The sequence below is a fragment of the Streptomyces sp. NPDC050423 genome, assembly GCF_040655445.1.
GTDB lineage: Bacteria > Actinomycetota > Actinomycetes > Streptomycetales > Streptomycetaceae > Streptomyces.
In genome coordinates this window covers 11849-32813 of the sequence record NZ_JBFAJY010000010.1, presented here as the reverse complement: position 1 = coordinate 32813, position 20965 = coordinate 11849, and the positions used below count along the sequence as shown (strand labels likewise).

The window sequence follows — 20965 nt, the reverse complement described above, 5'->3', positions numbered from 1 at the left end:
CCCCGTGGCGCCCGGCCGGCCGAAACGGGGCGGCTCCGTGACCACGGGGACCGCCCCGCCTCGATTTCCCGGGCCGCTGTCCGGGCCCTGTCCCCGCTCACCGACCGGGAGCCGACGATGGCCACCTCCCTTCGAACCAACCGGGACTTCCGACTGCTCTGGATGAGCGGCCTGTTCGCCGTCCTCGGTACCCAGATGACCGCACTGGCACTGCCGCTGCTCGTACTGCGCGAGACCGGATCGGCCGTACAGGCCGGAGCGATCGGCACGGTGTCCGTCGCCGCGGTCCTGATCACCATGCTGCCCGGCGGGGTGATGGCCGACCGGGTGGAGCGCCGCAGGCTGATGCGCCTGTGCGACGTGGGCAGCCTCTGTGTCGTCAGCGCCCTGGTCGTGGCCGTGTGGACCGGACACGTCCCGCTGATCCTGGTGCTGCTCGTCGCGGGCGCGGGCGCCGTCATCGGCAGTTTCTACGGGCCCGCCGTCTTCGGGCTGATGCGCAGCGTCGTGCCCGCCGACGAGATGGGGACCGCGACCGCCCGTCTCCAGGCCCGCACGGCCACCGCCCGGCTCGTGGGGCCGCTCGTCGGGGGCGGGCTGTTCAGCCTGCACCCCGTGCTGCCGTTCCTCGCCGAGGCGGTCGGACTGCTGCTGTCCACGTGCTGCGTGGCCCTGGTACGGACCCGCTCCAGGGCGGAGGCCAGGGCCGGTTCCGTGTTCAGCCGGGCCGAGCTGACCGCCGGTGTGTCCTTCCTGTGGAAGCTGCCCTATCTGCGGACCGTGCTCCTCGTCTTCGGGCTCGGCATGAACTTCGCCTTCGGCGCCCTGACCTTCACCGCGCTGACCGTCTTCTCCAGCGGCGGGAGGTCCGGCCTCGGCGGCGGCACCGTCATCTCCTTCATCTCGGTCGGGGCCCTCGCCGGCGCGCTCCTCGCCCCCCGGCTGCGCCCCGAACGCCGGACCTGGGCGCTCACCGCCGCCACCTGCTGGTTCTGCGTGGGCACCGCCCTCGCGCTGGCCTGGATCCGGGTCCCGTTGTTCGCCGGGCTGCTCTGTGCCGCCTGCATGTGCCTGTCCACGGTCGCCAGCATCGGCTTCCTGTCCACGCTGCTGACCGTCACCCCGGGCGACCGGGTCGGCCGGGTGCAGAGCGCCGCCGGGTTCCTCTCCTCGCTGGTCCAGCCGTTCGGGCCGCTGGCCGGGGGCGCGCTCCTGACCGCCTTCGGCAGCCGCACCGCCTTCGGGGCCATCGCCGCGGTCCTCGCCGTGTCCGCCGCCGTCGTCACGTTCGCCCCGTCCGCCCGGCCCGCCCCGCCCCCGGGCGAGCCCGCCGCGGACGAGCCACTCGCGGACCGTACCGGGGCCGGCAGCCCCCGCCCCTGATCACGAGCCCCAGGAGGTATGCCGTGCCCGGCATCCAGGAGACCCAGCTGTACTGCATCGCCGACCGCCGCTACTACGAGACCCCGGCCCGGCTGCCCGACGAGGACACCCGCTACCCGCTCGACCGCGCCGAACCGCCCGAGGGCTGGCGGCGCGGCAGGGGCGGGCTGTGGACCGCGCTGCACCCCGACTCCGCCGAACTCCCCGAACAAGGCTGGAAGATCCACATCTCCACCGTGGCGGCGGACGCCGAGCGCACCCTCGCCGACACCGCCCGGATCTGCCTGGAGCAGGGGGTGCCGTTCAAGTTCCTGCGCAGCGAGCGCGCCCTGCGGCTGATGTCGGCCAAGTACATGAACCGGTCCGGCGCGGGGAAGTTCCTCACCCTCTACCCCGCCGACGAGCCCGCGTTCCTGCGGCTGCTCGACGCCCTGACGCAGGCCCTGGACGGGCGCAGCGGACCGTACATCCTCAGCGATCTGCGGATCGGGAACTCTCCCGTCCACGTCCGCTACGGCGCGTTCGTCGAACTCTGGTGCCAGGACGCCGAAGGGGCCAGGGTCCGCGCGATGCGCCACCCGTCCGGTGAACTCGTCCCCGACACCAGGGGCGTGGTCTTCCGGATACCGGAGTGGGTGACCGTCCCCGAACAGCTGCGCCCCCATCTCGCCGCCCGCGCCGCCGCCCGCGACGACGGCTTCCCCTACGTCGTCACCAAGGCGCTCCAGTTCTCCAACGCGGGCGGCATCTACCTCGCCGAGCACCGCACCACGGGGCAGCGCGTGGTGCTGCGCGAGGCCCGGCCGCACTGCGGTCTCGACCCCGCCGGGCACGACGCCGTCACCCGGCTGCACCGGGAGCACCGGGCCCTGACCCGGCTCGCCGGACTCGACTGCGTGCCCGAGGTGTACGGCGTCCGCACGGTCTGGGAACACCACTTCCTGGTCGAGGAGTACATCGAGGGCACCACCCTGTTCGACGAGATCGTCGACCGCTTCGTGCTGGTGCGCGGCGAACGCACGCCGGCCGAACTCGACGCCTACTCCCGGTGGGCCGAGTCCGTCACGGCCGGCCTCGGCCGCGCCCTCGACCGGATCCACGCCCGTGGGCTGCGGTTCGCGGACGTGCACCCCGCCAACGTCATCCTGCGCCCGGACGGCCGGGTGGCCCTGATCGACTTCGAGTACGCCACCGACCTCGACGACGAGGACACCCCGCAGGCGGGCGCACCCGGCCTCCAGGCGCCGCTCGGCACCGGGGGAGCCGAGGCGGACGACTACGCGCTCTGGGCGATCTGGCTGCACATCCTGATGCCGCTGATGGAGGTGTCCGAGCACGACCGGGGCAAGGCCCTCACCACCGAACGCTGGGCCCGCGCCCGCTACCGGCTGGGCCCCGACGCGGGACCGCCCCGGCCGGCCGCCCTCTCCCGAGGGCTCCCGGCGGACAGCGGCGAGCCGACGGTGGACAGGCTGCTGCGGGGCCCCGTGCCCGACTGGTCCGGCATCCGGGAGCGGCTCCTGGCCGGTATCCACGCCGACGCCACCCCGGACCGCACCGACCGGCTCTTCCCCGGCGACCTGGCCGGCTTCGCCACCGGCGGCATCTGCGCCGCGCACGGCGCCGCCGGCGTGCTGTACGCCCTGCACCGCGTCGGTGCCCCGGTCCCCGCCGAGTACGTCGACTGGCTGGCCCGGACCGCCCTGCGCCGCGACCCGGACGCCCCCGGCGGGCTGTTCGACGGACTGCCGGGCGTCGCACTGGTGCTGGCCGGGCTCGGCCGCCGCGAGGAGGCCCGGGAACTGCTCGACCGGGCCCTCCGGGCAGCCGCCCCCGCATCGGCCGACCTGCTCACGGGCAGCGCGGGAACGGCGCTGGCGGCCCTCCGGCTCGCCACGGACGGCGACGGACCGCCCGACCGGGAACTGCTCGACCGGGCCGTGCGGACCGCCTGGGAACTCGACGCGCTCGTCCGGGGCGAGGCCACCGGCGGCCCGCCCGCCCCGCCCTCGGCGGGACTGCTCCGCGGCTTCGCCGGGGCCGCGCTGCTCCAGCTCGAACTGCACGCGCACACCGGTGAGGAGTGGCTGCTCGACGCCGCCGGCGCGACGCTCGCCCGCGAGGCCGAGCACTGCGTGACCATGGAGGGCGGCAGCGTGCAGGTCAAGGACGGCCGGCGCCACCTGCTCTACCTGGACCAGGGCAGCGGCGGCGTCGCCCTGGTGGCCCAGCGCTACCTGGCCCACCGGGAGGCCCCCGCGCTCGCCGCGCTGCTGCCCGGCGTCCGGCAGGGCTGCGTCCTGGAGTTCATCCGCGAACCGGGGCTCTTCACCGGCCGGTCCGGACTGGTGGCCACCGCCCACCAGCTGTCCGGCGGCCGGCCGGACCCCGAGGTGCTGGACTCCGTGCGCAACCTCTCCTGGCACCTGGTCGCCGAAGGGGACCGGCTGCTGGTGCCGGGGGCGCGGCTGCGCCGCTTCTCCGCCGATCTCGCGACCGGCGCGGCGGGAGTGCTGCTCGCCCTGCACACGCTGTCGGCCGCGCCGGAAGAACGGCCGGACCTGCTGGACGTGCTCACCCTGGGGTGACTTGGAGGGGCCGGTGTGGAGCTGTCCCGCTCCTTCCTCCACGTGACAACTCCACACCGGCCCTACGGGCACGGCGACACCACGTGAATGCGGCACTTCCGGACCCCGGAAGTGCCGCATTCACGTGCGCGGGTACGGCGGCTACGCGCTCGTCGCGCCGATCACCGTCGCCACGCCCGCCGGCAGCGCCGTGCGGTGAGCCCCCGTCCCGTCGACGGCCGCCGCCGGGAGAGCCATCAGCTCGCGGACGTACAGGCCCACCAGGCGGGGCAGTTCGTACAGCACGGAGTGCGCGGTGACCTCACCGCTGGGGGAGGTCACCGCCCCCGCGTCGATCAGCGACTCCACCGTCCGCAGCGCCTGCCGCTCGTCACAGCCGAGCGCCGCCGTCGCCTCCGGCAGGGTGAACAGCCCCTCGTGGACCGAGGAGGCCAGCCGGGTCAGCGCCAGCCCGCTCCCCGCGGAGAGGTCCTGCCAGCCCGACATCAGCCGGGCGCGCACCGAGATATCACCCGCCACCAGCTCGTCCAGTGCCCCCGCCGGATCGGCCAGCCGTTCCGCGTACTCGGCCAGCGGCAGATGGCGCAGCACCGCCAGCCGCATCCCGCTCACCCGTACCGCCAGCGGAAGGAGTCCGCAGGCGTCGGCGATCCGCAGGGCGGCGGCCCGGTCCAGACCCACCCGCCCCGCGCCGATCAGCCGCCCCAGCAGCTCCAGCGCCTCGGCCGGGGCCAGCGGCGGCAGCGCGATCCGGTGCACGGGCGACAGCCCGGCCAGCTGTTTCCGCGCGGTCAGTACGAAGGAGCTGCCGCCGGTGCCCGGCAGCAGGGCCCGCACCGCCGCCTCGTCCGGTACGTCGTCGAGCACGACCAGCGAGCGGTGCCCGGCCAGCCAGTGCCGCCAGTGCTCCGCGTCCGCCATCGGCTCCGCCCCCTGCGGGCCGCCGGTCAGCCGGGCCAGCTCGCCGACGACCGCCGGGGCGGGGCGCACCGCACCCTGTTCGTCGCGGACCCGGATGTGGATCCGGCCGTCCGGGTACCGGTCCGCCAGCAGATGGGCCGCCTGTACCGCCAGGGCCGTCTTCCCGGTTCCGGCGGCCCCGGTGACCGCCACCACCCGGCCGTCCGCCCCGCTCAGGACATCGAGGAGCTCCCGCAGCTGTTCGCCCCGGCCGGTGAAGTCGGGGACGGCCGCGGGCAGCACCGCCCGCAGCGCGGGTGTCCGCTGCGCGGTCCCGGCCGCGCGGGGGCGTTCCCCGTTGTCCCGGCCGGTCAGCATCGCGCGCTGCCTGGCGACGATGGCCGCCCCGGGCTCCAGTCCCAACTCCCGTGCCAGCAGCTGACGGTAGTCGTCGTACACCGCCAGCGCCTCGGCCCGGCGGCCGGTCCGGTGCAGCGCGTCCATCCACGCGGCCCGGACGCGCTCGCGCAGCGGATGCCGTTCGGCCAGGTCCCGCAGCCCGTCCACCACCGCGGACGCCCGGCCCAGCGAGATCTCCGTCTCGGCCCAGTCCTCGTGCACCGTCAGACACCGGGCCTCCAGCCGCTCCGCCTCGGCGGCCACCTCGGGCGAGTCGCGCAGATCGTGCAGCGGCGGCCCCTGGCACAGGTCCAGCGCCCTGCGCAGCAGACCGGCGGCGGCGCGCGGATCACCGTCGTCGGCGGCCCGCCGGCCCGCCGCAGCCAGGGACCGGAAGCGCAGGGTGTCCAGCTCGGCCGGGCCGATCCGCAGCAGGTAGCCGCCGCAGGAGTGCACCAGCCGTTCCTGGCCGCCGTCCGGCCCGTCGGGGCACCGGGTGCCGAGCAGCGTCCGGGCCGAACTGACGTACACCTGGAGGTTCTTGCGCGCCGTCCTGGGCGGCGCGTCCGGCCACAGCGCGTCGGTGAGGACGTCCACCGGCACCGGTGTGTTGGGGCGGCTGAGCAGCATGGCCAGGACCAGCCGCTGTTTGCGCGGCCCGAGTGGCAGCGGCCGCCCGTCGGCCCATCCGGAGAGCGGGCCGAGCAGCGAGAGGCTCAGCGCACCGGGCGAAGGCGTGCGAGTGGGGGATCGGGTCATGGGCGAGCCTCCGAAGAACCGGGGGACGGGGGTGGCGGTCTGCCGGTCGCACCCTTGGATCGTCCGCCGTGGACGGCGCCCCCGCATCGGTGCCGGGCCCGCATGTTCCGTCCCACGACCCGACCAAATCCGCCCCGCACCCCCATGTTGGGCACCCCGGCCCCGTACCCCGCCCGTACCCCGCCCGCAGGGTGAGGCCGTCGCCGGTCAGTCGGTCTCCACCGCGTACTCGGCGGCGAAGTCGCATAACGCCGACCGGTCCTGACGGCCCGTCTTGCTGAGCAGACTCGCCATGTGCTTCTCGACGGTGCGCGGCGAGATGGAGAGCCGCCGGGCGATCTGCTGGTTGCCGGGACGCTCCGGCAGCAGGACGAAGACCTCGTACTCGCGCGGCGTCACGCCGGTCGTCCGCAGCGGGGCCGGGATACGGTCCCAGCCGCCCCGGTGCTGTCCGACGCTGGCCCCCGCCTGCCGCAGCGCTGCCCGGCACGCGGCGGCGACCGGCTGGATGCCCGCCCCGTAGAAGTACTCCTCCGACGCCCGCAGCCAGTTCACCGGCTCGCCCCAGCCCTCGGCGAGCGCCGCCCCCGCGGTCAGCCGCAGCCCCAGGTGGCGGGCGAGCGGGAAGGCGGCGGCGTCGGCGAACGCGGAGCCGACCGACCGGGCGGCCGCCGCCGAATCGCCCTCCCGGCCCTGCAGGACGGCATCGGCCAGCCGCAGGAACAACTGGTTCCAGGCCAGGTCGGCGCCGGGGCTCTCCAGCGCGGCGGAGAGCTCCTCCCGGCCGTCCTGCCCGTCGAGGACCCGCAGCAGCGGGCGCAGACCGTAGCGCCCGCTCAGATAGAAGAAACTGGGGTGCTCGCGCTCCCAGGCCAGCGAGCCGTCCAGATCGGCCAGCGCACGCCCGCGGTCCTCCTCCAGCAGCGCCGCGAAGGCGCGGCACAGGCCCAGTTGCAGCGGCACGAGCAAGGACTCCTCGCCGCCCGCCCGGCGGAACCGGACCAGGGCCCGGTCGAGCTCCCGTCTTCGCCCCCGGTGCGCCGCGAGGGCCGCCGAGGCCAGCAGCAGATACCGGTGCGCCCCCAGATTGCGGACCCGTGCGCTGGCGGCCACCGACCGCTCGATGATCTCGTGCGCCCCGTCCCAGGCGCCGCGCATCACCGCGTTCATGGCGAGCAGCCCGTCCACGGTCTGCGTCGGCACCAGCGCGCCCAGCGAGAGCGCGGCGGTCCTGGCCGTCTCCAGCCGGGCGGGGTCACCGGTCCGCATGAACGTGTTGGCCCCGAGCCGGACCAGCGCCTCCACCCGCCACACGGGCAGGTCGTGCTGTTCGGACACGGCGAGCATCCGCTCCAGACAGGCGTCCGCCTCGTCGAAGCCGCGCTCCCGCGACAGCAGGGCCAGTAACTGCCAGGCCTGGCAGGCGACCACGGGGAGGTGGTGCTCCTCGGCGACGGCGGCCGCCCGTCGTGCCGCGTCCTGCGCGGACCGCTGCTGAACGCGCGGGACCTGGCCGGGCAGCAGCGCCAGATGGCCGTCCACCACGTCGAGCGCGGCCTCCTGCTCCGGGCGGACGGCCGTGCCGAGCAGGCTCCGCGCGGTCCGGATCTGCTCGGCCGCCTCGTCCGCGCGCTCCGCCATCACCGCCGCCCAGGCGATCCGGACATGGGTCTCGCCGCGCTGTTCGGCGGCCTCGGACCGGGGCGGTACCGGGGGCAGTTCCGCGGTCAGCGCCAGGGCCGTGTCGAGTTCGCCGGCCTCGGCCCGAGCGACGGCGAGCGCCTCGGTGAGGCCCCTCAGGTCGCTCGCGTGGGCGAGCGAGCGGGCCCGTTCCAACAGGATGACGGCAGAGCCGGACGCGCCCGCGGTCAGCATCCGCCGGCCGACCGCGGCGAACTGCCGGGCGGCGCCGTGCCTGTCGCCCCCGGCCAGCTGGAGGGTCGCCATCAACTGGAGCTGCTCGTCTCCCAGTTCGTCGGTCACCGCGGCCAGCGAGGCAGCCGCCCGGCGGGCGGTCGCGGCCCGTTCCGCCGGGGCCAGCGAGGCCACCAGCGCCTCGGCGGTCAGCGCGTGCCGGAAGGTGTACCGGTCGGGGTTGGCGCCGTCGGGGGCGATGATGCTCGCCTCGACGGCGGAGCGCAGATGGCTGAAGAGTGTGCGGTCGTCGAACCCGGTGACGGTCTGCAGCACGGTGACCGAGAACTGACTGCCCAGCGTGGCCGCGCACAGGAGCAACTCGCGTACCGGTTCGTCGAACCGGTCCAGCCGCCGTGACCAGCTGCGTACGACCCCGGTGGGCACCGCCGCGTCCGGATTCCCGTACGCCTGCCAGCGGTCGCCGGTGCGCCGCAGCTGACCGGAGTCGAGCAGGTCGGCCAGGAGTACCTCGATCAGGTACGGATTGCCGCCCGCCCGGTCGACCAGCCGCTCGTGGGTGGCCTGCGGCACCTCGTCCGGCGTGGCCTCCAGACACGACGCGGTCATCCCCCGCACCTCCGTGTCGCTGAGCGGTGCCAGCTCACGCACGGTGGCGACCTGCCGCCGCTCCGCGGAGCGCACCAGGTCCAGGGCGACGCCGGGTTCCGGCCGCAGTGTGCCCAGCAGCAGCACCGGCAGGTCCGCCACGTTGTCGATGACGTACTCCACCACCGCGATCGTCTCGGTGTCCGAGTCGTGCAGGTCCTCCAGCAGGATCACGCAGCCGTGCTCCTGCCCGAGCACCGACAGCAGCCGCAGCAGCGCCTCCGCCAGTTCGACGACGGTCTCCGGGTAGCCGGGCGTCGGCCCCTGGCGCCACTCCGGCACGAGCCGGGCCAGCGCCGGGCGGTACGGGTCCAGCTCCGGGTCGGTGGGTGTGCCGGCCGCCCGGAACCGTGACGACAGCGCCTCGACCAGTGGCCGGAACGGTACGACGAGGCCGGTCGAGGTGGCTCTGCCGCGCAGCACCGGCATGCCCCGCTCGTACGCCCGGTACGCGCACTCCCCGGCCAGCCGGGACTTGCCGATGCCGGCGTCCCCGACGAAGAAGATCGCACGCCCCGAACGCCGCGACGCGGTGTCCAGGGCGCTGCTCAGCAGACCGGTCTCGGCGGCTCGCCCGATCATCACCGACGAAGTGGCACGCATGGGCGCAGGTTACTTGAGCGGAACCCCGCCGGGTAGTGCGCCAAATGACCTGAACCGAAACCGACTTGGCTCAGAACGGTGCGGTCATCGTGGTGAACGGCAGATCCAGCGTGTATCCGGTGTTCCCGTCCGCGGCGCTGAGGATTCTGCTGCGCAGCCCGAGTCTGCCGACCGCGCCCAGGGCGATCTGTCCGGCGGGGTGTTCGGTGGCGGAGTCGTCCGTGAATTCGGTGGTCAGGAAGGCCGAAGCGTCGTTGCTCTGCATGGTTTCTGCCTCTTCTCGTGGGAGGTGATCGGTGCGGTGTGCCTGGTGGTGTGCCGAGCGGTGGTACGTCAGTGGTGCGGGAGAATCGGGAGGTGCCTTCGGTGCGGGTGAATCAGGGGGTGCGGCCGGTCAGGCGAGCAGCAGCAGTGACGGCACCCGGTCGGGGAAGCCGGCCCGCAGCAGCCCGTGCCCGATCCCGGCGAGTCCGGTCAGCAGCCCCGGATGGGGGACCAGGCCCGGTGTCCCGCAGCGCGGTCCGGCCCGGTCCGCCGCCGCGAGCAGGGCCCCCGCGCGCTCCACCCACCGGGTGCGGGTGCCCAACGGCTCGGCCCGGCCGAGCAGTTCGAGGACTCCGAGCTCCCCGTGGCACAGGCTGTCGTCGAGCGGCGGCTCGGCCCGTGCGATGTCCGCCACCGCCTCGCGTGCCCAGGCGGACAGCAGCGGATCGGCGCGGGCGGCCGCGCTGTCCAGCACGGCCAGGGCCACGCCCGTCCGGCCCCGGCACCAGGAGACCCCGGCGTCCACGGTGCCGGTCGCGGACCGCAGTGCCGCGAGCCCCGGGGCCCGGTACGGCTCGCCGCCGCCCGCCTCCGCGAAGCGCAGCAGGGCCCAGCCGATCCCGGCGGCCCCGTCGGCGAATCCCGCGGTGTCCGGCAGCGGTGCCCCGCGCAGCAGCCCGGCGCAGTGCTCCGCCCGCCGCCACACATCGGCCCGTCCGGTGGCCCGGTACCCGGCGAGCAGGCTGACCAGCCCGCCGGCCGTGCCCCCGCGCACCCCGTGCTCGCTCTCCGCGACGGCCGCCGCACCCGTCAACCGCAGGGCCGGCACCACCAGTTCGCGCAGGCGCCGGTCGTCGAGCGTCTCGGCGACCCGGATCAGCGCGTAGGCGATCCCGCCGAGCCCGGCGAACGCGCCGGAGCCCACGGGCCCCAGGTCGTCCGGACGCGAGTGCAGCACCTCCAGCAGTCCGGCCAGCGGAGCCAGCGCGTCCCGGGCGGCCGTGGCGTAGCGGTCGGCGCCGGTCAGCGAGGCGAGCTGGGCCAGGAACTGCGCCGTACCGGTGTAGCCGCTCGCCAGGTCGGCGGCCATCGGCCCCAGCCGCCAGTAGCGCTCCCCGAGCAGCTCCAGGCCGATCCAGTTCAGCCGGGTGGGTCCGGAGTACGCCTGGGACACCAGCTCGTCCCCGACCGACCGGGCCGCCGCCAGCAGTTGTTCCGGCTCGGGCGCGGTAGCGGCCGTACGGACCCGGCGCGGCCCTGATCCGCACGCGTGGGCGGGCGCGCGCGAGGTGGTCACCATCGCGGCGCAGATGATCCGTTCCTGGTCCTGGCGGTCCACCGTGTCCAGGCCCGCCAGCTTCTCCCGGACCAGGGACAGTCCGGTCCGGGCGAGCGGTCCGGACAGCAGCCGGCCGGCCCCGCTCCACAGGTCGGTGCGCTCGGGCAGGGCCGTGAACAGGGGCACGTCCCCCGCCCACAGCTGGGCGAGTTCCTCGTCCAGCAGGCCGGGCAGCGCGGCGGGACCCATGACATCGGTACCCAGCAGCGCCAGCACCTCGTGCCGCGCGGCAGCGTCCTTCATCAGGTCCGGGTGCGTGGACTCGTCCAGGAGCGAGGTGTAGACCCAGGTGGGCCGGGCCACCACGCGCACCTCGTCGTGCGCGAACCGCTCCAGCAGCCCGCCGGGACGCAGGAGTTCGGCGCGGGCTTCCTTGACCGCGGTGTACCCGGCGCTGAACCCCTCGCACAGCGGGCCGACGAAGGCGGACGGATCGGCGGGTGCCCCGGCCAGCCGGGGCCGGTTCGCGGACTCGCCGAACCGAGCCGTCCGGCGCACCAGCCGCATCCGGTCGGTTCCCGCGTCCGCCCAGTCGGCACTGCGCACCGGTGAGGCGGCGGCCTGCCCGCCGCCGATCCCGGACATGTCGAGCGCCGTCTCGTCCCCGACGAGCAACTGCGGCAGCAGACCCACCCGGTGCGCCGAGTCGTGCAGGGCGCGGGCCGCCGGATCGTCCGAGGCCGAGGCGGGCAGCGGCGGGTGGAACAGTGTCTCGACGTCGACGAGCACCGGGTGCTCCCCGTCGGCGATCAGGTTCTCGTGGTGCAGGTCGGTTCCGTCCAGCGCGTGCAGCAGGGCCAGCAGGGCGCCCTGGCGCCGGTAGAAGGAGTCGACCTGGCCGGCCGAGCGGCAGGGCCGTTCCGAGGCGAACTCCACCCAGCCGTAGGACCCCCGGTCCAGCAGGGCGAGCGAACGGAGTCCGGGAGTGCCGGGCAGTGCGTTGAACCAGTTGACGAGCTCGTTGAAGTGCCGGTGGGCGGCGAGCGGCCGCGGCTTGTAGACCAGCCGGGAACCGTCGTCGAAGCGGAGCAGCATCACGGTCCGCCCGCCCCGGTGGCTGTCTCCGGCGCCGGGCTCCACGCCCACCAGCCGGGGGCCCCGGCCACCGTCCGCCGCCGCGGCCGAGGCGGCGTGGCCCCTCGGCAGCGCCGGCCGGTCCGCCGCGAACCGGACGAGCATCTCGGCCAGCGCCGCGGCGGCGTCGAGCGCGGTCCGCGCCAGGATCCGGGCCAGCACGGGGTAGCCGGTGAGGAGCGCGGCCAGCCCCGGCCGGGCGCCGGTCTGCCGCAGGAAGTCCGTGAACCGGCCCTCGGAGTCCTCCCCGGCGAGCCGCCCGGACCGCCGCGCCATGTGCAGTTCCAGGACCAGGGTGCGGGCGGCGAGCCGGGCGAGCCGCCGGGCCAGGTGCCGCTCGAAGTCGTTCCGTACGGTGTCCAGGTCGGCGCAGCGGCTCAGCCGCTCGGGCAGGACGTCCAGCATCCGCACCGCCGCGCGGGCGGTGAGCGGGGCGAGGACGCGTTCGAACCCGCGCAGCCCCGGGCGCCCGTCCTGGCCTCCGATGTCCGCGTCGCGGATGTCCGCGTCCTCGACGTCCGCCTTCTCGGGAGCGGTGGAGATCACGTCCTCGACGAACTCCGCCCAGTCCGGGGTACCGGCGGGCGACGGTTCGAAGGCCAGCGCCGGACGCCACCAGGGGCCGTCGGACCTGGCGGGGCCGGAGGCGGGACGCGTGGCGCCCGGATGGGCCGCGGCAGGATGCGGGGCCGTCGTACGTGCGGTGGCCGGGCCTGCCGGGGAAGCGACGCGCACCCGTTCGCGGCTGCCCGGATCGTTCTCCGCCATCGCACCTCCTCGGTCCGGCGCCGGCACCACCGGTCCGCCGCGACCCATACTCCCGGCGGGGCGCCCTGCGGACATGGGGGCAGCGCCCCCATCTTCCTGCCCCTGGCGCTCACCCCACCCGCGGTACAGCCGTCGACCCCCGCACCATCAGCTCCGCCGGAATCGTCGCGATGCCGCCCGGCGGCGGGGTCTCCTTGCCCATCGCCAGCCGGCCCGCCCGCGCCCCCGCCTCGAAGAGCGGCAGCCGTACGGTCGTCAGCGCCGGGACCACGTCCACCGAGAACGGCAGATCGTCGAAGCCCGCCACCGAGATGTCCTCGGGGATGCGCAGGCCGCGGTCGCGGATCGCCGCGGCCGCGCCCAGGGCCACCGTGTCGTTGGCGGCGACGACGGCCGTGATCCCCGGTTCGCGGCGCAGGAGTTCGACGGTGGCGTCGTAGCCGGAGCTGCGGTCGTAGGAGCCGTGCACGGTGAGCCGCTCCTCGTCACCGGCGTGCGCGGGCCGCCCCCCGTCCCCGCCCCCGTACAGTCCCGCCGCCCTCATCGCGTCGCGATGGCCCTCCAGCCGGTGGCGGGTCGTGGTCCGCTCCAGGGGGCCCGCGGCGTAGCCGATCCTGCGGTGGCCCAGCGAGATCAGGTGCTCGGTCAGGCGCCGGCCGCCGCCCCGGTTGTCGAAGGCGAGCGCGGCCAGGACCGATTCGCTGTCCGGCAGCGGGGGCCGTCCGCACAGCACCACCCTGGTTCCCGCGTCCGCGAGCTTCGCCAGCTTCGCGGACATCGCCGCCCGGTGCGCCGGGTCCTCCACCGCGCCGCCCGTGAGGACGACGGCGGCGGCGCGCTGGCGCTGGAGCAGGGTGAGGTAGGTGAGTTCGCGGGCCGGGGAGCCGCCGGTGTTGCAGACGACGGCGAGCTTCTCGCCGCCCGCCCGGCCCGAACCGTCGCCCGGACCGCCGATCTCCGTCTGAGCCGCGCCCGCCATGATCCCGAAGAACGGGTCGGCGATGTCGTTGACCAGGATGCCGATCAGGTCGGAGGTGGCGGCCGCGAGCGAGCTGGCGGGCCCGTTGAGTACGTAGTCCAGGTCGTCCACCGCACGCAGGACCCGCTCCCGAGTGGACGCGGCCACCGGGTAGTTGCCGTTCAGCACTCGGGAGACGGTGGCCGGGGACACCCGGGCGCGAGCCGCCACGTCCGCCAGGGTGACTGTCATCGCATTCCTCCGAGGAGTGATGAGGGGAGAGGAGCAATCAGCGTGCCCCCTCTTGTCCAGGCCGCTGTCGGCAGGCTAGCGTCCTCCCGTATAGAAAGCGCTTGCTACGGCTGTATGGAGGAACTTTCGTGACACGCAGGACAGTGCGCATCGCCATGAACGGCGTCACGGGTCGCATGGGATACCGGCAGCACCTGGTGCGCTCGGTTCTCGCGATCCGGGAGCAGGGCGGCCTCGACCTCGGCAACGGCGACGTGCTCTGGCCCGAGCCGGTCCTCGTCGGCCGCCGGGCCCACGCGCTGGAGGCGCTGGCTGAGCGGCACGGCCTGACCGAGTGGTCGACCGACCTCGACGCGGTCCTCGCCGACGAGAGCATCGACATCTACTTCGACGCCCAGGTCACCTCGGCGCGCGTCGACGCGATCAAGAAGGCCGTCGCGGCGGGCAAGCACATCTACACCGAGAAGCCCACCGCCACCGACGTCGAGGGCGCCCTGGAGCTGGCCCGGCTCGCCCGGGACGCCGGCATCAAGCACGGTGTCGTCCAGGACAAGATCTTCCTGCCGGGCCTGCTGAAGCTGAAGCGCCTCATCGACGGCGGCTTCTTCGGCGAGATCCTCTCCGTGCGCGGCGAGTTCGGCTACTGGGTCTTCGAGGGCGACTGGCAGGAGGCCCAGCGCCCCTCCTGGAACTACCGCTCGGAGGACGGCGGCGGCATCGTCGTCGACATGTTCCCGCACTGGGAGTACGTGCTCCACGAACTGTTCGGCCGGGTCACCACCGTCCAGGCGCACGTCCAGACGCACGTCCCGCAGCGCTGGGACGAGCACGGCAAGCCGTACGCGGCGACCGCCGACGACTCCGCGTACGGCATCTTCCAGCTGGAGAGCGGCGCCGTCGCGCAGATCAACTCCTCCTGGACGGTCCGCGTCAACCGCGACGAGCTCGTCGAGTTCCAGGTCGACGGCACCCACGGCTCCGCCGTGGCGGGCCTGCGCAACTGCCGCGTCCAGCACCGCTCGGCCACCCCCAAGCCGGTCTGGAACCCCGACCTCCCGGTCACCGAGTCCTTCCGCGACCAGTGGCAGGAAGTCCCCGACAACACGGTCTTCGACAACGGCTTCAAGGCCCAGTGGGAGCTGTTCCTGCGCCACATCGTCCTCGGCGAGCCCTACGCCTGGGACCTGATGGCCGGCGCCCGCGGCGTCCAGCTCGCCGAGCTCGGCCTCAAGTCGTCCGCCGAGGGCCGCCGCTTCGACGTCCCGGAGCTGACCCTGTGACGCCGCGCCCCACCCCCGCCGCCTGGGAGCAGACACCGTGACCACCATCCACCTGCCGCAGGGGCCGTACGAGCCCCGCGCCACCCCGCTCGACCTCGCCCCCGGCGGTGCGGCCCTGGCCTCCCGTACGGTCTTCTCCGCCGCCCATGTCGTCGCCGACCCGTACGCGGACACCAGCCCCGACTCCCCGGCCGCCGTCGACTGGGACGCCACCCTCGCCTTCCGCCGCCACCTCTGGTCGCACGGCCTCGGTGTCGCCGAGGCCATGGACACCGCCCAGCGCGGCATGGGCCTGGACTGGGCGGGCGCCGCCGAGCTGATCACCCGCTCGGCCGCCGAGGCCAAGTCCGTCGGCGGTGCCATCGCCTGCGGCGTCGGCACCGACCAGCTCCCGCCCGGCCCCGCCTCGCTGGCCGAGGTCCGCTCCGCGTACGAGGAACAGCTCGCCCTCGTCGAGGGCAGCGGCGCCCAGGCCATCCTGATGGCCTCCCGCGCGCTCGCCGCCGCGGCGAACGGGCCGCAGGACTACCTGGAGACGTACGCCCACCTGCTGCGCCAGGCAACCGAGCCGGTCGTGCTGCACTGGCTCGGCCCGATGTTCGACCCGGCGCTGGACGGCTACTGGGGCTCCGCCGACCTCGACGCGGCCACCGACACCTTCCTCCAGGTCATCGCGGAACACCCGGACAAGATCGACGGCATCAAGATCTCCCTCCTCGACGCGGAGCGCGAGATCGACGTCCGGCGCCGCCTCCCCGGCGGGGTGCGCTGCTACACGGGCGACGACTTCAACTACCCCGAGCTGATCGCGGGCGACGACCGCGGCTTCAGCCACGCGCTGCTGGGCATCTTCGACCCGCTCGGCCCGCTGGCCGCGCACGCGGTCCGGGTCCTGGACACGGGCGACACCAAGGGCTTCCGCGAACTACTCGACCCCACGGTCGAGTTGTCCCGCCACCTCTTCCGGGCGCCGACCCGCTACTACAAGACGGGCGTGGTCTTCCTCGCCTGGCTGGCCGGCCACCAGGACCACTTCACGATGGTGGGCGGCCTCCAGTCGGCCCGCTCGCTGCCGCACCTGGCGAAGGCCTACGAACTGGCCGACCGCCTGGGCCTGTTCCCCGACCCGGAGCTGGCCGAATCCCGGATGCGGGCCCTGCTCGCCGTGCAAGGAGGCTCCCGATGACCGATACCCGTGACGACCTCTCCCGGCTCTCCCTCAACCAGGAGACCATCAAGCAGTGGTCGCTGCCCGAGCTCGCCGAGGGCTGCGTGAAGGCGGGCATCGGCCAGGTCGGCCTGTGGCGGGCCCCCGTCCAGGAGTACGGCGTCGAGCGAACCGCCCAACTCCTCTGCGACTCGGGCCTCTCCGTCACCAGCCTCTGCCGGGGCGGCTTCCTCACCGCCCTCGACCCGGCCGGACGGGCCCGCGCCCTGGACGACAACCGCGCGGCGCTCGACGAGGCGGCCGGCCTGTCCACGGACACCCTGGTCCTGGTCTCGGGCGGCCTCCCGGCCGGGAGCAAGGACCTGTACGGCGCCCGCGAACGCATCGCGGACGCCCTGGGCGAACTGGCCCCGTACGCGGCCGAGCGCGGCGTGCGCCTGGCGATCGAACCGCTGCACCCGATGTTCGCCTCGGACCGCTGCGTCGTCTCCACCCTGTCCCAGGCCCTCGACATCGCGGAGCGCTTCCCGGCCGACCGGGTCGGGGTCGTCGTGGACACGTACCACCTCTGGTGGGACGACCAGGCACCCGCCCAGATCGCCCGCGCGGGCGCGGGCGGCCGCATCCACTCCTTCCAGCTCGCCGACTGGATCACCCCGCTCCCGGCGGGGGTCCTGGTCGGCCGGGGCCAGCTCGGGGACGGGTGCGTGGACTTCCGCGCCTTCCGTACGGCGGTCGAGGCCACCGGCTTCGACGGCCCGGTCGAGGTGGAGATCTTCAACGAGGAACTGTGGGCGCGCGACGGCTCCGAGGTACTGGCCGAGGTCGCCGCCCGCTTCCTGGAACACGCCTGCTGAACCCGCGCCCCGGGGCCCGGTCGTGCGGACCGGGCCCCGGGACGTGTCCGGCGGATCGTGACAGGGGGCCGTACTACACGGGCGGTTCGATGGTGACGGGCTTCCCGAGGTCGTAGAAGTGCTGGACCGTGGTGCTGGGCGTCCCGCCCATGGAGGACGTGCCCTGTGCGCCCACCGGGGTGGCGTCGTCCTCGAGCCAGACGATGTACTCGGTCATCTCCGCGCCGTGCCAGTTGAACGGCTTCGCGTTGGTGATGCGCCAGGCGTGGGTGTCCTTGCCGTTCTCCAGGGAGATCAGAGCCTTCTCGGTGTCGACCTTCCAGACCGGGGACGAGGCGATGACGTCCGCGGTGACCTGCGGATCCGCCAGCGCCCGGTAGGCCTTTCCGAGCGAGGCGACCAATGTCTCCTGGGTGTTTCCGGCCGGGTCGCCCTTGACCCACTTCCCGTCGGTCTTGATCCACTCCTCGTCGCCGAGGAAGACGAACGAGCTCTCCGCGGCCTCCCCGGCAACGTCCCCCGCCATCGCCGGATCGTCCCCGAACCGGAACCGTGTGGTGCTCTCCTGATCGTCGGAGGTCACGTGCTCGGTGCCGGTGCCGTAGGCCTCCATCGCGGCGGTCACACAGGCTGCCAGAGCCTTGCCGGGAATCGTCGCGTCCGACTCCAGCGGTACGTCCGCGCACGCGGCCGGAGTGGTGTACTCGGAGGCCGAACTCGCCTCCGCCGCAGGAGAGGAGGCGGACTCGGCGGGGGACGACGCCGCCGGCTCCCCGGCGTCCGCGTCCGCGTCGGCGGACGAGCATCCCGTGAGAAGTAGGGCCACGAGCGCGGTGGTCGTGAGCGCCGGTATGACGTGCTTCGATCTACCCATGGGCGGGATGGTAGCGGAGCGTTCCGGCTTCCGGGCGGGTCGGTCCGGCAGACGAGAACGGGCCGCCGGGTAAAGGAAGGACAAAGACGGGCAACCATTCGATGCCCTCCTCTGTCGTATGCGGTGTCGGGTTGCTTCCGGGGGGATTCCGGGGGGAAACGGGAGGCCCGGCGGGGGGAAAGCGAGAGGGGTTCGGCCTTGCGGCCGGGCCCCGTTCGGCTTTCGGGGAGCGGGGCCGGTCGGCCTGTCCGCCCGTCCGCCAGCCGTTGAAGACGCCGCGGGGCGCCCTGGACCCATCAGGCCCGAGGCGGCCGAGCGGTGGCGTTGTCGTACGGGCAACTCACGCAGAGGGGGTTCCCCGGCCGGGGAACCCGACCGGCACGGCCTGACCGTGCTGGTCGAACGCCAGCCCGTACGGACGTTCCGCCTGACACGGACAAGCGGCTCAGCCCGGCGCCTGTAGCGGATCATCCCTGCCCCTGGCGGTTCGGTGCAGCCGACATGGCACGGCGCGAGGCAATGCGCACCATGACTGTCAGACGGCCGTTCGGGGGCGGGTGGCGCGGAGGCGTTCCCAGAGGCCGGTCAGGTGTGTGTGCAGGACTTCCTCGGCTTCCTCTGCGGTCAAGTGGCCTATGAGCACGTGGCTGGTGAGGCCGTCGGCGAGGGCGAGCAGGGTGCGAGCCTCGAACTGCGGGTCGGGCGGTGCGGTGCCTTCGTCGGCCGGGCCCTTCTCGGTGGCCTCCGTGATGAGGCGGGCGAGGAGGTTCTGGAGGGCCGCGTAGCTGTTTCTCAGCGGGCGGGCGAGGGGCTCGTTGACCGCGGCCTGGGCGACGAATGCGAGCCAGATCCGTGCTTCGGCACGGTGTTCTTCGCGGAGCAGGGCGATCTCGTTGGCCGCGTGCCCCAGGGCGGTGGTGGCCGACTGGGCCGGGCTTGCGGCCAGGCGGGCCCTCACGCGTTCGGTGATGCGTTCGCCGACGTGGCCGACGGCGAACAGGAGCATCTCCTCCTTGCTGCGGAAGCAGCGCTGAACGGCGCCCAAGGAGACCTGCGCGCGGGCGGCGACGTCGCGCATGCTCACTCCCTCCGGTCCGTGTTCGTCGGCAAGGAGGCAGACGGCCTCGGCGATCCGGCGGCGTCGGCTTTCGTAGTCCACCTGTTTGGGCATGCGTGGTCGGCCTCCTTATTCCGATACGATCGTATCGCTTCCCGGCTATGGTTCGGACACGAACACTTTCGTATGTGGACAGGGAGCACGATGATCAGGCATGACGCCCTGTGGGCAATGACGGCCGCCGCCCAGGCGCAGGCGGTCCGAGGCGGTGAGATATCGGCCCTCGAACTGGTCGACAGCCACCTGGAACGCATCGCTGAGGTCAACCCGCAGGTCAACGCGGTCACGCAGCTGATGGCCGAGCGAGCCCGTGAGGCGGCGGCGCAGACGGACCGGCGGCGAGCAGCGGGCGAAGGACTCGGGCCGCTGGCCGGCGTGCCGTTCACGGTGAAGGAGTCCACCCCTGTCGAAGGGGTGCCGACCACACTCGGAACGTCACGCTTCCGCGACCTGGTGGCGTCGGCAGACGCACCCCCGGTGGCCCGGCTCCGCGCGGCCGGGGCCATACCGATCGGCCACAGCAACATGCCCACCCTGATCCTGGCCGGGATGCACACCCGCAGCGAGTTGTTCGGCGACACCGTCAACCCGTGGGACCGGAGCCGGACTCCGGGGGGCACCAGTGGCGGCGACGGAGTGGCCGTCGCCACCGGCATGGCCGCGCTCGGTCTCGGCAACGATTCCGGCGGATCAGTACGGATCCCCGCCTCGTTCTGCGGCGTGGCGGGGCTGAAGCCGACCACCGGACGGTTCCCCGCCGACCACCGCGTCCTCGGCCCGGACGACCCCGGACCGGCCTCACAGATGCTGGTCACCGACGGCCCCCTGGCCCGCACCGTCGCCGATCTGCGACTGGCATACGAGGCGCTGGCCGGGACCGACCCGCGGGACCCGCGAGCCGTACCCGTGCCCCTGTACGGCGAGCCGCTGCCGGGGCCGGTCAAGGTCGCGGTTGTCGCCGATCCCGGAGGCCACGGCGTCCACCCCGTGGTCCGCGCGGCCGTCGCAGCGGCATCGGACGCGTTGCGCGACGCCGGGTACGACGTGCGGGTGATGGCGGACGTTCCCCGGATGGACGAGGCACTCGACGCATACGGCCGGATCACCGTGACCGAATTCGCGCCGACCTGGCCAGTGGTGCGGAAACTGCTCGGCGAAGGTGGAGACCGCTACATCCAGATGGCCATGGAGAAGACTCCGCCTGCGAACGCCGCAGAGCTCACGAAGCTGATGGGGACCTGGCTCGGCATCCGCCGCTCCTGGGCGGAGTTCCTCGACGAGTTCCCGCTGCTGCTCGGACCGGTATTCACCGAGCCGCCCGTCGAGCCGGGACTGGAGTCACGCGACGAAGCGGGACGGGAACGGGTCGCCGAGGGCATGCGCCTGTGCACGGTGACCAGCTTTGTGGGCGTTCCCGCGGTCGCCGTACCGACCGGAGTCAGCGACGGACTGCCGTCCGGCGTACAGATCATCGGGCGCGCTTTCCGGGAAGACCTGTGCTTGGCCGCCGCCCAGCAGATCGAGGACCGCCTCGGCGTGCTCGCGCCGGTCGACCCTCGCCCGGGAGTTCTGGCTGCCGCGCGGTAGGCGGTGCTACGACTGCGGGCAGAGGGACGGCCAGGGGCCGAGGGGCGGCGCGGAGGAGGCAGTGTCCGTGCCGCGCCGATCTCGGGCCTTCCCGGTCGAAGTGTCGGCAAACGACCGTCTGTCGACACTCGGCGCAGTGATCGCGAACCCGCAGGTGGGCGGTGTCGGCAACTCGCGTCGACCATCAATGCCGGAGAACGGTCCTGCCGATGGATTCCGACGATGCTCATTGGCTACTGCCGCACATCGACGGCCGGCCGGAACCCCGATCA

At 73.9% G+C, this 20965-nt stretch carries 13 protein-coding genes; 6 read left to right on the top strand and 7 right to left on the bottom strand.

The features are described 5' to 3' along the window. Positions 1 to 117: 117 nt before the first annotated feature. Together AB0I52_RS10150 and lanKC are read left to right on the top strand one after the other, a co-directional pair. Entirely contained in the window at positions 118 to 1383 is a 1266-nt protein-coding gene (locus AB0I52_RS10150; protein ID WP_363070802.1) for an MFS transporter, read from the top strand. A 23-nt stretch (positions 1384 to 1406) separates the two neighbouring features. Beyond that, positions 1407 to 3971, top strand: coding sequence for a class III lanthionine synthetase LanKC (lanKC, locus tag AB0I52_RS10145; RefSeq protein WP_363070800.1), 2565 nt, complete (start codon positions 1407 to 1409; stop codon positions 3969 to 3971). A gap of 141 nt (positions 3972 to 4112) precedes the next feature. On the opposite strand, the gene AB0I52_RS10140 is transcribed toward lanKC, so the two are convergent. The 5 genes from AB0I52_RS10140 to AB0I52_RS10120 form a co-directional block, all read right to left on the bottom strand. After that, positions 4113 to 6029 carry a BTAD domain-containing putative transcriptional regulator gene (locus AB0I52_RS10140; protein WP_363070798.1) on the bottom strand — a complete coding sequence of 639 codons (1917 nt, stop codon included), beginning with the start codon at positions 6027 to 6029 and terminating at the stop codon, positions 4113 to 4115. 207 nt (positions 6030 to 6236) lie between these two features. After that, positions 6237 to 9155, bottom strand: coding sequence for an AAA family ATPase (locus AB0I52_RS10135; protein ID WP_363070796.1), 2919 nt, complete (start codon positions 9153 to 9155; stop codon positions 6237 to 6239). A gap of 70 nt (positions 9156 to 9225) precedes the next feature. Beyond that, entirely contained in the window at positions 9226 to 9420 is a 195-nt protein-coding gene (locus AB0I52_RS10130; protein ID WP_363070794.1) for a hypothetical protein, read from the bottom strand. 129 nt (positions 9421 to 9549) lie between these two features. Continuing rightward, positions 9550 to 12600, bottom strand: a complete 3051-nt coding sequence (gene lanM, locus AB0I52_RS10125; RefSeq protein ID WP_363070792.1) for a type 2 lanthipeptide synthetase LanM — start codon at positions 12598 to 12600, stop codon at positions 9550 to 9552. 109 nt (positions 12601 to 12709) lie between these two features. Next, complete coding sequence (locus tag AB0I52_RS10120; protein WP_363070790.1) at positions 12710 to 13810, bottom strand: LacI family DNA-binding transcriptional regulator; 1101 nt, start codon at positions 13808 to 13810, stop codon at positions 12710 to 12712. A 128-nt stretch (positions 13811 to 13938) separates the two neighbouring features. Between AB0I52_RS10120 and AB0I52_RS10115 the strand changes: the two genes are divergently transcribed. From AB0I52_RS10115 to AB0I52_RS10105, 3 genes are read left to right on the top strand one after another with little or no spacing between them, the layout of a single operon-like run. Beyond that, the gene (locus tag AB0I52_RS10115; RefSeq protein WP_363070788.1) at positions 13939 to 15090 is read left to right on the top strand and encodes a Gfo/Idh/MocA family oxidoreductase; all 1152 of its coding nucleotides are present in this window, start codon (positions 13939 to 13941) and stop codon (positions 15088 to 15090) included. A 37-nt stretch (positions 15091 to 15127) separates the two neighbouring features. After that, positions 15128 to 16276: a dihydrodipicolinate synthase family protein gene (locus AB0I52_RS10110; protein ID WP_363070786.1), complete on the top strand. Its 1149-nt coding sequence runs from the start codon at positions 15128 to 15130 to the stop codon at positions 16274 to 16276. Next, positions 16273 to 17115, top strand: coding sequence for a sugar phosphate isomerase/epimerase family protein (locus AB0I52_RS10105; RefSeq protein WP_363070784.1), 843 nt, complete (start codon positions 16273 to 16275; stop codon positions 17113 to 17115). Before AB0I52_RS10110 ends, AB0I52_RS10105 begins: the two co-directional genes overlap by 4 nt. A 73-nt stretch (positions 17116 to 17188) precedes the next feature. Here AB0I52_RS10105 and AB0I52_RS10100 read toward each other — a convergent pair whose 3' ends face one another. After that, a complete protein-coding gene (locus AB0I52_RS10100) occupies positions 17189 to 17989 on the bottom strand; it encodes a hypothetical protein (protein ID WP_363070782.1) in 801 nt (266 codons plus the stop codon). A 535-nt stretch (positions 17990 to 18524) separates the two neighbouring features. Beyond that, positions 18525 to 19160, bottom strand: coding sequence for a TetR family transcriptional regulator C-terminal domain-containing protein (locus AB0I52_RS10095; protein ID WP_363070780.1), 636 nt, complete (start codon positions 19158 to 19160; stop codon positions 18525 to 18527). Positions 19161 to 19250: 90 nt separating this feature from the next. On the opposite strand from AB0I52_RS10095, the gene AB0I52_RS10090 reads away from it, so the two are divergent. Further along, the gene (locus AB0I52_RS10090; RefSeq protein WP_363070778.1) at positions 19251 to 20693 is read left to right on the top strand and encodes an amidase; all 1443 of its coding nucleotides are present in this window, start codon (positions 19251 to 19253) and stop codon (positions 20691 to 20693) included. Positions 20694 to 20965: the final 272 nt, after the last annotated feature.